We start from the raw sequence: 14,076 nt of genomic DNA, 5'->3' as shown, positions 1-14,076 counted from the left end.
TGCTGGCTCCTATATGTTCTCGCTTTCATTTGTTTGAAGCAGTCGAGGACGATACGTGAACATGGAAATTTCCCCTGAAGATGAGCAATTAGCCCGTCAGGCCATCAGTCTGTTCGACTTGGTGGCGTTGGATGTTGACGACACCGAATCGCGAATTATTGGTTTGTGTCAGAGAGCGATGACGCCGCTGGGGCCTATCGCTTCCATCTGCGTTTATCCGCGCTTCGTGTTGCTGGCGCGAACGACGCTGGACCGGCTCCAGCACCGCGACATACACGTGGTGGCGGTGGTGAACTTTCCTTACGGCTCACCGAACAAAGAGACGGTCATGTCTGAAACCCGTGCGGCTGTTATGTCAGGTGCTGACGAGATCGACATGGTTTACCCATTTCGTTCGCTGCTCTCGGGCGATCAGCAGACGGGGAGCGAGATGGTTGCGGCGTGCCGTGCTGCATGCGGGCCTGACACGCTGCTGACGGTGACTCTTGAGGTGGGTGATTTGCGCGACCCCCAGATCATTCGAAATGCCTGCCAGGGCGCGATTGTTGCGGGCGCAAACTTCATCAAGACCAGCACCGGCAAATTGGTGACTACGCCCACGCCACAGGCCGTGCGGGTCATGCTTGAAAGTCTTGTGGATGTCGGCGGGCAGGTCGGGATCAAGCTGTGCGGTGGCTTACGTACATTGGCTGACGCGAGAATGTTCATGGAGATGGCGCGCACGCGCTTTGGTCCGCAGTGGGTCAGTGCCCAGCGGGTGAGGCTGGTAGGCTCAAGCCTGCTGGATGATATCTTGTCGCAGCTCGGGATTCTGGGGCCGGGTTCGCAGGGCCCTGGCTACTAAAGGGCGTGATGTCTAATGGGATGCTGCTAACGGCTGACTCCGTTTTGGCCAAGAAATTACAGGCAAAAAAAGACCCGGCAAAGAGCCGGGTCAAAAACCGTGATTAGCCTGATGAGGAGATAATCTGAAAGTCCGAACCAAGGTCTTTCAGGTATCGGCCAGTCTCGCGACCGGTTGTGATAATCATATCGATTCTCATTTACATGTCAATCACTTCTTCTGAACTATTTTCTTTGTCTGCTTCAATCAGATCTTTCTGAGACTCATTCGATGGTTAACCTGCTCGTTCAAAGCGTCCTTGCGATCATTGGGCAGGTCATTCCAGTGGATGTCCATAAGGGCTGCCTCGATCGCATACAACAAAACTTTGGTGGCTCGAAAGCCTCGCTTTTTAACCGCCTGATAAGCTTCTACGGCACCCATACGGCGTAAATCAGAAACATTGTGGATGCCTACCGCGTGTAACCACTGAGCTGACGTCTTGCCTACATTTTTCAGATGTTGCAGTTCATCGTTCATCATGCCTCCGTGCGATGCTGAGCTATGACTGTGGGTGAAACAGGCAAGTCTGGGGGATTGTAGCTTTCGGGAGGGGAGACGCAGGGTTGGTTATCGGATAAATAGCTAGAGGTGATCAGCGGAGGGAAAGGGCTGCAGGGGATCAGCCCGACATGCATTGCGCAGACGGGCGTGATCTAAACGGACGGTGGGTGAGGCAATCAGTGCGTGCGGTAGCGCAAGCGGGTACCGAAGTTGACCGACATCAGAATCTCATCCGCTGTCAGTTCGCGCGGGAAGAACGTTCCCGAGATTTGTGCGTGGGCAATGCTTGCCCCTTCCAGTGGTGTGCTGCTCAGGTCAAGGCCGCGCAAGTCGGCGGAACGGAAATAGGCATCGGTAAAGTCGATACCGGCAGTGTCCAGGTTGCGCAAGTCCAATCCACGGAAGTCACCCCCCTGAAAGTCGATGGTGCCTGACTTGGGTTTCTCTTGGTTGAACCCGGCAACATCGTCGTTGCGCAACATCGCATACAGCGGCGAATCCAGTACTTTGGGCTGACTCATAGCGCCTCGCTTTTTCCGTTCCGTTAGAATTATGACGCCAGTATATCGCCACTATTTTCAAGCCGTGAAGCACTAACTGCCAAACGGCTCAAAACATTGTTTTAGAGCGCAGGAAGCCGCTGACGAAGATTTTCGATCAGGCTGTCGAGGTCATCGCTTTTATTGGTTTCGACGCGCTTTCTGTGCAGGGTTTCCTCAGTGGTCAGTGGTTCCCGGCTGGCTTGCTGAGCCTCGATAACTTCCATTGTTGCGTCAGAAGGGTCGGTGTTTTCTGCCTGACGCTGCGCCAGCCACCCAGCGATGACGGCTTGCGGAGCGTCACAATCCAGAATCAGGAACGGTACGCCAGTGGTTTCGGCGACCTTGGAGGCCGCTTTGCGTTGTGCCTGCTTGAGGTACGTCGCATCAATAACCACCGGGAAGCCCGCGCGCAGCACGACTCCAGCCAATTCATGCAGGCGCTCGTAGGTTGCGTTACTGGCGTCGGCTTCATAGAGGTTGGCGTCCTGACCGGCAAACAGGCGTTTGCGTTCTACGTCCGAACGCAGGCGCACAGCCCCGAGCGACTCCACCAGGCGCTTGGCTACATGGCTCTTGCCCACTGCGGATACACCATGGGTGATTACCAGGAATCGTGACGGGATGGCGCTGTAGCTTTCCGCCAGATTGGCGTAGTTGCGATACTGGCGCAGAGTGGCACCGCGCTGAACGGCATCAGCATCGGCCGGAAGGCTGAACAATGCGACCTTCGCACGTACGAGCGCGCGATAGGCTTTGTAGAAGTTCAGCAGTTCGAGGCCCTGATAGTCGCCGGTCAGTTCCAGATACTGGCTGATGAGGCGGCGTGCCAGAGACTTCAGGCCGCGATCTTCAAGGTCCATGGCCAGGAAGCCGATGTCGGCATAGACGTCAGTCATGCGGAACGGCTCGTTGAATTCAATGCAGTCGAAAATCACGACCTTGCCATCGATCAGGGTGATGTTACCCAGATGGATGTCGCCATGGCACTCGCGGATAAAGCCATCGGTCTTGCGCTGGGCAAGCAACGGCTTAAGTCTCTCAAAGCTGGATTCAGCCCATGCCTGTAGGGCGTCGAGTTGCAGAAGATCGGTTTTTTCGCTGATTAGCGGGCGAATCTGCTCAAAGTTTTGCAAGACAGGCGCCATGACGCTGTCAGGCGAGCCTAGCTCATTCTCTGCACCAACTTTTGGCGCTTCAATGTGGAATTGGCCGATTTGCGTCGCGATGGTGTCGATGTGTGCCGGAGTCAGTTCACCGTTTGCTTGCAAGGTGCTCAGCAAACCGTCCTGCGAGAACTGGCGCATCTTCAGTGCATACTCGATAACTTCGCCTTCGCCACCCAGTTGCGGGTTCTCGGCGGTTCCGGTGACCGGGATGACTTCCAGATAGAGGTCCTCGGTCAGGCGTTGGTTAAGGCGCAGCTCTTCCTGGCAGAAGTGTTCACGAGCCGACAAGGTCGTGAAGTCCAGGAAGCCGAAATTGACCGGTTTCTTGAATTTGTAAACGAATGGGCCGGTGAGCAGCACCCACGAAATGTGCGTTTCGATGAGCTGGAAGCCCTCGACCGGATGCGGAAACAGGGCGGGGTTCTGCAGGGCTGCAATCAGTGACTGGCTCACGGACGATCCTTCAAGAGTGATGTTTCATTAAATGCGTCAAGGCGGCCATTATGGCCGCTTGGCGCGAGGCTGCAAACCTCCGGTAAGGGTGTCTGTCGAACCCCGGCAAAGTGCGTATAATCCGCCGCCATGACTCGTACTCGATCCTCTCGCAAAGCAAAAAAACCTGCCTCTGGCGGCCTTCGTACCTGGTTAGGCTGGGGGTTGAAGCTCGGCATTGTCGGGCTCGTCGTGCTGGCCGGCTTCGCTATCTACCTTGATGCCATCGTCCAGGAGAAGTTTTCCGGCAAGCGCTGGATGATTCCGGCCAAGGTGTATGCGCGTCCGCTTGAGCTGTTCGTCGGGCAGAAACTCAGCAAGGACGATTTCCTGATTGAACTCGATGCGCTGGGTTATCGACGCGAAAGCGTTGCCAATGGTCCCGGCGCAGCGGCCGTCAGTGGCAATACCGTAGACCTTAATACCCGTGGTTTTCAGTTCTATGAAGGCACTGATCCTGCCCAGCAGATCCGTGTGCGCTTCTCTGGCGACTATGTTGCCGATCTGTCCTCGGCCAATGGTGCCAAGTTGGCAGTTGCCCGACTGGAGCCATTGATGATCGGTGGCCTGTACCCGAAAAACCTTGAAGACCGGATTCTGATCAAGCTCGATCAGGCTCCGCCGTATCTGTTGGATACACTTGTAACTGTTGAAGACCGGGATTTCTATCATCACTTTGGTGTTTCGCCCAAGTCGATTGCCCGTGCATTCTGGGTCAACGCTTCTGCCGGGCAGATGCGTCAGGGCGGTAGTACGCTCACGCAACAGTTGGTCAAGAACTTCTACCTGACCAACGAACGCAGCCTGACTCGCAAACTGACCGAAGCCATGATGGCTGTTCTGCTAGAGATTCATTACAGCAAACAGGAAATTCTTGAGGCTTACCTCAACGAGGTGTTCGTCGGTCAGGATGGCCAGCGTGCGGTACACGGCTTTGGTCTCGCCAGTCAGTACTTCTTCAGCCAGCCTTTGTCCGAGCTGAAGTTGCATCAGGTCGCGTTGCTGGTCGGTCTGGTCAAGGGGCCGTCTTATTACAACCCGCGTCGTAATCCGGAGCGTGCGCTTGAGCGACGCAATCTGGTGCTCGACCTGCTTGAGCAACAAGGCGTGGCCACCGCTGAGGCAGTGGCCGCAGCCAAGAAAATGCCATTGGGTGTGACCAAGACCGGTAGTCTGGCTGACAGCTCGTTCCCGGGTTTCCTCGATTTGGTCAAACGTCAGTTGCGGGAAGATTATCGCGACGAAGACTTGACCGAAGAAGGTCTGCGCATCTTCACCAGCTTTGATCCGATCCTGCAGATGAAGTCCGAATCGGCCATGAGCGAGACGTTCAAGCGCCTGTCGGGTCGTAAAGGTGTGGATGACGTCGAAGCCGCGATGGTCGTGACCAATCCGGAAACGGGTGAAGTCCAGGCCCTGATCGGTAGTCGCAAGGCGGGGTATGCCGGTTTCAACCGTGCCATCGATGCAGTGCGACCGATTGGCTCGTTGGTTAAACCTTCTATTTATCTCACTGCCCTTGAGCGTCCGAGCAAGTACACGTTGACCAGTTGGGTTGCGGACGAGCCGTTCCAGGTCAAAGGGGCGGATGGTCAGGTCTGGAAGCCGCAGAACTTTGATCACAAAGCACACGGCAATATTTTCCTGTACCAGGGCCTGGCGCATTCCTACAACCTGTCCAGCGCCAAAATCGGCCTGGAAGTCGGTGTGCCAAACGTATTCAAAACCATTGGCAAGCTGGGCGTTGACGTGGATTGGCCCGCCTATCCGTCAATGTTGCTGGGCGCGGGTGCGTTGAGTCCGATCCAGGTCGCGACCATGTTCCAGACCATCGCCAATGGCGGTTTCAACACGCCAATGCGCGGCATTCGAAGCGTGCTGACGGCCGAAGGTGAACCGCTAAAGCGTTATCCGTTCCAGATTCAGCAGCGCTTTGATCCGGGCTCGATCTATCTCCTGCAAAATGCGATGCAGCGGGTGATGCGTGAAGGTACCGGTCGGTCGGTTTATAACGTGTTGCCTAGCTCGTTGAATCTTGCCGGTAAGTCCGGGACAACCAACGACTCCCGTGATAGCTGGTTCGCAGGTTTCAGTCAGGATTTGCTGGCGGTCGTGTGGCTTGGCAGGGATGACAACGGTAAAACGCCGTTCACCGGCGCTACCGGGGCGTTGCAGGTCTGGACAAGCTTCATGAGCAAGGCTGATCCGCTGCCGCTGGATATGGCGCAGCCTGATAACGTCGTGCAAGTCTGGGTCAATGCCGCTACAGGCGAGGGCTCGGACGCCGGTTGCCCGAACGCCGTGCAGATGCCGTATATTCGCGGCAGTGAACCTGCCCCCGGCGCTGCTTGTGGTGGGCCTGCGGCTCCGGCCCAGGAAGTGATGGATTGGGTCAAGGGTTGGCTGAACTAGATTAATTGAGCGCCCCAAAGAGGATCTAAAGTGAACAAGTGGTTAATACCAGCGTTGACAGCTGTGGCTTTGCTCAATGGTTGTGCCAGCGTAGAGCGTGGCTCGATTCCGGTGGTGGATTCGGGTTCGAAGGTTTCCAACAGCGAGCGTGTCTCGCGTAATGGTGCATCCAGGGCTGGCGTTGCTCAGGCGCCTGCTCAGGCTCAATCTGTGCCTCAGGATTCTGGCGTCGTGGTCATGATTCCAGGCGGCGGTGCGGGCAGTTCTGCGCCAATCAGTACGTATGCCGCGCCGGTAGGCCAGGCTCCGATCAGTGTTGATGCTCCGATTGATACCTCACCGGTCAACGCGCCGATCAGTACCAATACCTACAACATGCCTGCATCCACTTCGCCAAGTGGTATCCCGTCTTCGGGTAGCGGGCTGTCCGCCGATGAGCAACTGGATGGTCCCGTTCTGGCGCTGCTGACCACCGCGCAGCAACAACAGAATGGCGGTGACCTCAATGGTGCGTCTTCCAGCCTTGAGCGTGCGCAGCGCGTCGCTCCTCGGGAGCCGCAAGTTATCTACCGATTGGCACAAGTGCGTCTGGCTCAGGGTGATTCAGCTCAGGCCGAGCAACTGGCACGTCGTGGTTTGACCTATGCCAATGGCCGTCCAAGTCTGCAGGCCAGCCTGTGGGAAATCATTGCTCAGGCCCGTGAGAAACAAGGCGATGCCGCTGGCGCTGCTCTGGCGCGTCAGAAAGCCAAGGTTGGCGCTTGATGGATAAGCGTTTTCCTGAGGTGGCGGAACATTTGCTGCTGATTGAACGCGAGTTGCGCTCGCTGGGGTGGTGGAGTGATCTGCCGCCCAGTGAGCAGGCGCTCTCCAGTGGCGAACCATTCTGCGTTGACACGCTGGAATTCGAACAGTGGCTGCAGTGGATTTTCCTGCCACGCATGAAGCTCATTCTTGAAAATGATCTACCGCTGCCAAATGCCTCCGGCATCCTCGAAATGGCCGAGATGGTCTACGCCACGCGCTCACGTGAAACCCAGCCGTTGCAGCAGTTGCTTGCGCAGTTTGATCGGTTGATCACTCAGGCCCGCTAATCGCGGCGGCTCAGGGATGTGGTGCTGTTCCTGCAGGGGCTGCCGAAGGCTGCGGAAGCATGCTTCCAGACGTAGCTTCATTCGCAGCCTTCGGCAGCTCCTGCAAAAGCGCGGCGTTGGTAAGACAAGTCAGCCAATATCAGAGGCAATAATCGTTAATTGCCTTTTGAGTCTCGGCAATACGCCCCTGTCGTTCATCTTCCGTAAGACGTCTTAGCCCCCCCTCGACCTGCTCGCGTACGCGAGGGTTGTTCTGCAGTTGGGCGAGATTGGTGCGCAGGATTTTGCAGTCCTCGTCGCGTCGAGCGTCTTGCTGGGCAACTTTCTTTTTGACGGCATTATCAATTTCACGCTGCTCTGCCTGAGCCTCGATTGATGCTTTCGAGGCGTCTGACGCTGCAGGCGCGGCGGGCGGTTTCTGGATTTCGATCTGCTGGGTTTGCCGCCCGGCCGGGGGCTGTGCGTCGAAATGAGTAACACCCTGGTCATCGACCCATTTGTAAATTTGAGCTGCATGGGCCGGGACGCTGAGCGCCGCCGCCACCATGGCCGCGAAAATCATGCACCGCATGCTGCTTCCTTCCAGATACGTTTGTCCGGAAACCTATCACAAGGCGGTCCTCATGACCTTATCCGGCACACTTTGGTGCGGTTAATTGGAAGAAAGCTCAAGGATGACTTGACTTGGGGCAGGCGAATCACAACAATCCAAAGTTCGCTGTGAAGGGACTGCCAGAAGCAGACCATCTCGGTAGATCATGAGGCGCACACCCGCGCCGACCTGTTACACCCGCAACGCGTTACCTCGCGCTGGGTGGGAACGCCCCGAAACACTCAGGGGTCATCCCAATACTTGCTCAGTCAGTGCTGACGTAGTCGGCGACCACCGTCGCTCATGCTCTGCTTGGCAGTAAAACCTATTAAGACCCGTCCTCGTTTGTGGACGGTATTCTGGCGTTTTAGAGGTGAACAACGTGGAGCTCTTATCCGGCGCTGAAATGGTCGTCCGCTTTTTGCGTGACGAAGGCGTTAAGCATATCTACGGGTACCCAGGCGGTGCCCTCCTGCACATTTACGACGCCCTGTTCAAAGAGCCTGCTGTTAACCACATCCTTGTTCGTCATGAACAGGCGGCGACGCACATGGCTGACGGCTATGCGCGCGCTACCGGCAAGGCCGGTGTGGTATTGGTGACTTCAGGTCCAGGTGCTACCAACGCAATCACCGGTATTGCCACGGCTTACATGGACTCGATTCCAATGGTCGTGCTTTCGGGTCAGGTCGCGAGCACGCTGGTCGGCACCGATGCATTCCAGGAAACCGACATGATCGGTATTTCCCGGCCTATCGTGAAGCACAGCTTCATGATCAAGCATCCGTCGGAAATCCCTGAGGTCCTGAAAAAAGCTTTCTATCTGGCGCAGTCCGGTCGTCCCGGCCCTGTGGTTGTCGATATCCCGAAGGATATGACCAACCCGGCCGAGAAGTTCGAATACGTGTTCCCCAAGAAAGCCAAGCTGCGCTCCTACAGCCCGGCCGTTCGTGGCCACTCGGGCCAGATCCGCAAGGCAGTCGAAATGCTGCTGGCCGCCAAGCGCCCAATCATCTATGCCGGTGGCGGCGTGATCATGGGCAATGGTTCGGAACAACTGACCGAATTGGCGCAAAAGCTGAACGCTCCCGTAACCAATACGCTGATGGGCCTGGGTAGTTATCCGGGCATGGATCGTCAGTTCGTCGGCATGCTGGGTATGCATGGCAGCTATACCGCTAACCTGGCGATGCACCATGCGGACGTGATTCTGGCTGTTGGCGCGCGTTTCGATGACCGAGTCATTAACGGCGCCGCCAAGTTCTGCCCGAACGCCAAAGTAATCCACATCGATATCGATCCGGCTTCGATCTCCAAAACCATCAAGGCTGATGTGCCTATCGTGGGGCCGGTTGAGAGCGTTCTGACTGAAATGGTCGCTACCCTCAAGGAAATCGGCGAGCTGCCAGACAAGGCGCTGGTTGCCAGTTGGTGGAAGCAGATTGACGAATGGCGTGGCGATCGTGACCTGTTCCCCTACAACCCGGGTGACGGCAGCGTCATCAAGCCGCAGAAAGTCATCGAGACCCTGTGCGAAGTCACCAACGGCGATGCGTTTGTTACGTCTGACGTTGGTCAGCACCAGATGTTTGCTGCGCAGTACTACCGCTTTAATAAGCCGAATCGCTGGATCAACTCTGGTGGTCTGGGCACCATGGGCTTTGGCTTCCCGGCTGCGATGGGCGTCAAACTGAGCTTCCCTGAGGCGCATGTTGCTTGCGTAACCGGCGAAGGCAGTATCCAGATGAATATCCAGGAGCTGTCGACCTGCCTGCAGTACGGTCTGCCTGTAAAAATCATCCTGCTCAACAACGGCGTGCTCGGCATGGTCCGTCAGTGGCAGGACATGAGCTACAGCGGCCGTCACTCGCACTCCTATATGGAGTCGCTGCCTGACTTCGTGAAACTGGTCGAAGCTTATGGCCATGTCGGCATGAAGATCACTGATCTGAAAGATCTGAAGCCGAAGATGGAAGAAGCCTTCGCCATGACGGATCGTCTGGTGTTCATCGATATTCAGGTCGACGTCACCGAGCACGTTTACCCGATGCAGATCAAAGACGGCTCCATGCGCGATATGTGGCTCAGCAAGACGGAGCGGACTTAATCATGCGGCACATCATTTCCCTTTTGCTGGAAAACGAACCGGGTGCACTGTCTCGTGTTGTCGGCCTGTTTTCGCAGCGTAACTACAACATCGAAAGCCTGACCGTGGCACCCACCGAAGACCCGACGTTGTCGCGTCTGACGCTGACCACTGTTGGCCAGGATGAGGTGATCGAGCAGATCACCAAAAACCTCAACAAGCTGGTCGAGGTAGTCAAACTGGTTGATCTGTCGGAGAGCGCTCACATCGAGCGTGAACTGATGCTCATCAAGGTCAAGGCTACGGGCGCCCAGCGCGCCGAGATCAAGCGCACCACGGATATTTTCCGCGGGCAAATCGTTGACGTTTCAGCCAGCGTTTATACCGTGCAGCTGACCGGTACGAGCGACAAGCTGGACAGCTTCATTCAGGCCATCGGCACTGCCGCTATCCTGGAAACAGTACGCAGCGGCGTGACGGGCATTGCCCGTGGCGACAAAGTGCTGAGCATCTAATCTCATTTTGCAAAATGGCCTGAAGGCCACGATAACAGGGGAATTCCATGAAAGTTTATTACGACAAAGACTGCGACCTTTCGATCATCCAGGGCAAAAAAGTTGCCATCATCGGTTACGGTTCCCAAGGCCACGCTCAAGCGTGCAACCTGAAAGATTCAGGCGTTGATGTCACTGTTGGCCTGCGTAAAGGTTCGGCCACTGTCGCCAAGGCTGAAGCCCATGGCCTGAAAGTGACTGACGTTGCTTCGGCTGTTGCTGCTGCTGATCTGGTCATGATCCTGACCCCGGACGAGTTCCAGTCCACGCTGTACAAGAACGAAGTTGAGCCGAACATCAAGAAGGGCGCTACCCTGGCCTTCTCCCATGGCTTCGCGATTCACTACAACCAGGTTGTGCCACGCGCTGACCTGGACGTGATCATGATCGCGCCAAAAGCGCCGGGTCACACCGTTCGTACCGAATTCGTCAAAGGCGGCGGTATCCCTGACCTGATCGCTGTTTACCAGGACGCTTCGGGCAACGCCAAAAACGTCGCACTGTCTTACGCTTCGGGCGTGGGCGGCGGCCGTACCGGTATCATCGAAACCACCTTCAAAGACGAGACTGAAACCGACCTGTTCGGCGAGCAGGCTGTTCTGTGTGGCGGTACCGTTGAGCTGGTTAAAGCCGGTTTCGAGACGCTGGTTGAAGCTGGCTACGCTCCGGAAATGGCTTACTTCGAATGCCTGCACGAACTGAAGCTGATCGTTGACCTCATGTACGAAGGCGGTATCGCCAACATGAACTACTCGATCTCCAACAACGCCGAATACGGCGAGTACGTGACCGGTCCTGAGGTGATCAACGCTGAATCCCGTCAAGCCATGCGTAACGCTCTGAAGCGCATTCAGGACGGCGAATACGCGAAGATGTTCATCAGCGAAGGCGCTACCGGCTACCCTTCGATGACCGCCAAGCGCCGTAACAACGCCGCTCACGGTATCGAAATCATTGGTGAGCAACTGCGCTCCATGATGCCGTGGATCGGTGCCAACAAAATCGTCGACAAAGCCAAGAACTAAGTCCTCGCGACGCTGTTCTGCGCTAGAAAAACGCGGCCAATCGGCCGCGTTTTTTCGTTATGCGCGAGTGCTTCTGGTATAAAGCTGCATCGTTTGCAGACGAACCCTCGTCGCAAGCATCTGTCGAAACTTTCCACACCGTTGCAAGGTAAAGTCTATGAGCGAACGTCCTGAAGAGCCAAACAAGGCCTCTGACGCCGAAAGCCTGCTACCGATCGATGAGCATATTGAAGAAGGGCATGACGCCGAAGGGCGCAAGGTCCGGCATCGCGGCATCTATCTGCTGCCTAATCTGTTTACCACTGCGAACCTGTTCGCCGGCTTTTATTCCATCATCAGCTCCATGAGCGCCCAGAGCGCTTTGGCTGCGGGAGATACCGCAGGGGCGAGCAAGTATTTTGCTTTTGCCGCTATCGCTATCTTTGTGGCGATGGTGCTTGATGGCCTGGATGGCCGTGTGGCACGCATGACCAATACTCAGAGCGCATTTGGCGCTGAGTACGACTCTCTGTCCGACATGGTCGCTTTCGGTGTTGCCCCGGCGTTGCTGGCCTTTGGTTGGGCATTGGGTGACATGGGCAAGGTCGGCTGGATGGTCGCCTTCATCTATGTTGCGGGTGCAGCGCTGCGTCTGGCGCGTTTCAACACGATGGTCGGCAAGGCTGACAAGCGCTACTTCATCGGTCTGGCCAGCCCCGCTGCGGCAGGCGTTGTTGCGGGTACTGTGTGGGCCTTCAGCGACTACGGAATCCAGGGGTCCAAGCTGTCCTTCCTGGTTGCGCTGCTGGTTGCTGCCGCGGGTATGCTCATGGTCAGCAATATCAAGTACAACAGCTTTAAGGAGCTGGACCTCAAGGGGCGTGTGCCGTTTGTCGCGATTCTTGCAGTAGTCCTGGTGTTTGCTGTCGTGTTTAGCGATCCACCACGCATTTTGCTGCTGATTTTCCTCGCTTATGCAGCATCTGGCCCGATTCAGTATTTGTTACGTCTTCGTCGCCACAAGTCGGCCGATTGATGTAATTTCCCCCATACTCCACAGTCTATTGGTGCATCAGTTCCTCTGGATTGTGGAGTCATCATGCTAATCAAAATTCCGTCAGCGTCCGCTTGCAAAGAGTCGGACGTCACCCCCGAATCTATCTATCTCTCTCGCCGTAGCCTTTTAGGCGGTTCGCTCGCCGGGTTGGCTGTCAGTGCCATGCCACGTTGGGCGAGCGCTGCTGATCCTTCTCTTTATCCGGATGTTGAGCCTGGCAAGGCTCCCGGCTGGTTTGCCGAGAAGCTTCCCGACACCAAGTGGCAGGCGGTCAACGTCAAGGGGGAGGCGATCACTCCGTTCAAGGATGCTACGCACTACAACAACTTCTATGAGTTCGGTACGGGCAAGGGCGATCCGGCGCAAAACGCAGGCTCACTGAAGACCGAACCTTGGACTGTCGTCATTGATGGCGAGGTCGGCAAGCCGGGTCGCTATGCACTCGAAGACTTCATGAAGCCTTATCAGTTGGAAGAGCGCATTTACCGACTGCGCTGTGTAGAGGCTTGGTCCATGGTCATTCCGTGGATCGGTTTTCCTATTTCTGCATTGCTCAAGCAGGTCGAGCCTACGGCCAAGGCGAAGTACATCCGTTTTGAAACACTGCAGGACCCGAAAACCATGTCTGGGCAACGCTCGGGTTTCGCCCTGATCGACTGGCCCTATGTCGAAGGCCTGAGGCTGGACGAAGCGATGAATCCTTTGGCGATTCTCGCCGTGGGTATGTATGGCCGTGAGCTGCCTAATCAGAACGGCGCGCCGTTACGTTTGGTGGTGCCGTGGAAGTACGGTTTCAAAAGCGTGAAATCCATCGTGCGCATCAGTCTGGTGAGCGAGCAACCCAAGACGACTTGGCAAAGTATCGCGGCTAACGAGTATGGCTTTTATGCCAACGTGAACCCGACTGTCGACCACCCCCGCTGGACTCAGGCGCGTGAGCGCAGATTGCCGAGCGGACTGTTCAGCCCGAATGTGCGACCAACCGAAATGTTTAACGGGTACGGGGAGGAGGTTGCCTCCTTATATACAGGTCTGGATTTGCGGAAGAATTATTGATGCGTTACCCGTTCTGGCGCTTCGGCGTTTTTTTGGCTGCGTGTGTTGCTCCGGTGCTCTGGTTGTATCAGGCGTGGATCTTTGCGCTAGGGCCTGATCCCGGGAAGGTGCTTGTCGACAGGCTCGGTCTTGGGACTCTGATACTGCTACTGATTACGCTGGCAATGACACCACTGCAGAAACTGACGGGGTGGGCAGGCTGGATCGTCGTCAGGCGTCAGTTGGGTCTGTGGTGCTTCGCTTATGTGTTCATGCACATGAGCGCATACGCTGTCTTCGTACTGGGGCTTGATTGGTCGCAGTTAGGTGTTGAACTGGTGAAGCGGCCTTACATCATAGTCGGCAGCCTGGCTTTTATAGGTCTGCTGGTGCTGGCGGTGACATCCAATCGATACAGTCAGCGTCGTTTGGGGGGTCGTTGGAAGAAGCTTCACCGGCTTATATATGTAATTCTGGGGTTGGGGTTGCTCCATATGTTCTGGATAGTCCGCGCGGATTTGAAGGAGTGGTCCCTTTATGCTGCGATAGGTGCGTTATTACTTGGGCTTCGAATCCCTGTAATTGCTGGGCGAATCCCGCGTCTTATTGGTAGAAAGCCAAAAGTTCCCACAAAAGCTTAAATAAGGGGTTGACT

The 14,076-nt window shown here is 56.1% G+C and carries 14 protein-coding genes; 10 read left to right on the top strand and 4 right to left on the bottom strand.

Annotated elements, in window-relative coordinates; all coding sequences use genetic code 11:
* Positions 1-61: 61 nt before the first annotated feature.
* Positions 62-844 (top strand): deoxyribose-phosphate aldolase, encoded by a 783-nt coding sequence (gene deoC / locus AUC60_RS10360; protein ID WP_087266435.1) that lies wholly within the window; start codon positions 62-64, stop codon positions 842-844.
* A 246-nt stretch (positions 845-1,090) separates the two neighbouring features.
* On the opposite strand, the gene AUC60_RS10355 is transcribed toward deoC, so the two are convergent.
* The 3 genes from AUC60_RS10355 to AUC60_RS10345 form a co-directional block, all read right to left on the bottom strand.
* A complete protein-coding gene (locus AUC60_RS10355) occupies positions 1,091-1,363 on the bottom strand; it encodes a TfoX/Sxy family protein (RefSeq protein ID WP_087266433.1) in 273 nt (90 codons plus the stop codon).
* A gap of 200 nt (positions 1,364-1,563) precedes the next feature.
* A complete protein-coding gene (locus AUC60_RS10350; protein ID WP_087266431.1) occupies positions 1,564-1,908 on the bottom strand; it encodes a pentapeptide repeat-containing protein in 345 nt (114 codons plus the stop codon).
* 101 nt (positions 1,909-2,009) lie between these two features.
* On the bottom strand, positions 2,010-3,548 hold the full coding sequence (locus tag AUC60_RS10345) for a bifunctional aminoglycoside phosphotransferase/ATP-binding protein (RefSeq protein WP_087266430.1): 1,539 nt from the start codon (positions 3,546-3,548) through the stop codon (positions 2,010-2,012).
* 129 nt (positions 3,549-3,677) lie between these two features.
* Between AUC60_RS10345 and mrcB the strand changes: the two genes are divergently transcribed.
* The 3 genes from mrcB to AUC60_RS10330 are packed head-to-tail and all read left to right on the top strand — an operon-like array spanning position 3,678 to position 7,093.
* Positions 3,678-5,999, top strand: a complete 2,322-nt coding sequence (gene mrcB / locus AUC60_RS10340; protein ID WP_087266428.1) for a penicillin-binding protein 1B — start codon at positions 3,678-3,680, stop codon at positions 5,997-5,999.
* A gap of 30 nt (positions 6,000-6,029) precedes the next feature.
* On the top strand, positions 6,030-6,764 hold the full coding sequence (locus AUC60_RS10335; protein ID WP_087266426.1) for a tetratricopeptide repeat protein: 735 nt from the start codon (positions 6,030-6,032) through the stop codon (positions 6,762-6,764).
* Positions 6,764-7,093: a YqcC family protein gene (locus AUC60_RS10330; protein WP_087266424.1), complete on the top strand. Its 330-nt coding sequence runs from the start codon at positions 6,764-6,766 to the stop codon at positions 7,091-7,093. Before AUC60_RS10335 ends, AUC60_RS10330 begins: the two co-directional genes overlap by 1 nt.
* Before the next feature lie 139 nt (positions 7,094-7,232).
* Here the strand turns inward: AUC60_RS10330 and AUC60_RS10325 are convergent, their stop codons facing one another.
* A complete protein-coding gene (locus tag AUC60_RS10325; RefSeq protein WP_087266422.1) occupies positions 7,233-7,664 on the bottom strand; it encodes a DUF4124 domain-containing protein in 432 nt (143 codons plus the stop codon).
* 403 nt (positions 7,665-8,067) lie between these two features.
* Here AUC60_RS10325 and AUC60_RS10320 point away from each other — a divergent pair, with 403 nt between their 5' ends.
* The 6 genes from AUC60_RS10320 to msrQ all read left to right on the top strand — a co-directional run bounded on the left by AUC60_RS10320 (position 8,068) and on the right by msrQ (position 14,062).
* Positions 8,068-9,792, top strand: coding sequence for an acetolactate synthase 3 large subunit (locus tag AUC60_RS10320; protein WP_087266755.1), 1,725 nt, complete (start codon positions 8,068-8,070; stop codon positions 9,790-9,792).
* Between the two features lie 2 nt (positions 9,793-9,794).
* A complete protein-coding gene (gene ilvN / locus AUC60_RS10315) occupies positions 9,795-10,286 on the top strand; it encodes an acetolactate synthase small subunit (RefSeq protein ID WP_020293234.1) in 492 nt (163 codons plus the stop codon).
* Positions 10,287-10,333: 47 nt separating this feature from the next.
* Complete coding sequence (ilvC, locus tag AUC60_RS10310; RefSeq protein ID WP_087266420.1) at positions 10,334-11,350, top strand: ketol-acid reductoisomerase; 1,017 nt, start codon at positions 10,334-10,336, stop codon at positions 11,348-11,350.
* Between the two features lie 157 nt (positions 11,351-11,507).
* Positions 11,508-12,365 (top strand): CDP-diacylglycerol--serine O-phosphatidyltransferase, encoded by an 858-nt coding sequence (gene pssA, locus AUC60_RS10305; protein ID WP_087266418.1) that lies wholly within the window; start codon positions 11,508-11,510, stop codon positions 12,363-12,365.
* 63 nt (positions 12,366-12,428) lie between these two features.
* The gene (gene msrP / locus AUC60_RS10300; RefSeq protein WP_087266416.1) at positions 12,429-13,442 is read left to right on the top strand and encodes a protein-methionine-sulfoxide reductase catalytic subunit MsrP; all 1,014 of its coding nucleotides are present in this window, start codon (positions 12,429-12,431) and stop codon (positions 13,440-13,442) included.
* Positions 13,442-14,062 carry a protein-methionine-sulfoxide reductase heme-binding subunit MsrQ gene (msrQ, locus tag AUC60_RS10295; RefSeq protein WP_087266414.1) on the top strand — a complete coding sequence of 207 codons (621 nt, stop codon included), beginning with the start codon at positions 13,442-13,444 and terminating at the stop codon, positions 14,060-14,062. The genes msrP and msrQ overlap by 1 nt, the downstream gene beginning before the upstream one ends.
* Positions 14,063-14,076: the final 14 nt, after the last annotated feature.

It is taken from the genome of Pseudomonas caspiana, assembly GCF_002158995.1.
Classification (GTDB): domain Bacteria; phylum Pseudomonadota; class Gammaproteobacteria; order Pseudomonadales; family Pseudomonadaceae; genus Aquipseudomonas; species Aquipseudomonas caspiana.
This window is presented reverse-complemented; position numbering and strand designations above follow the sequence as displayed.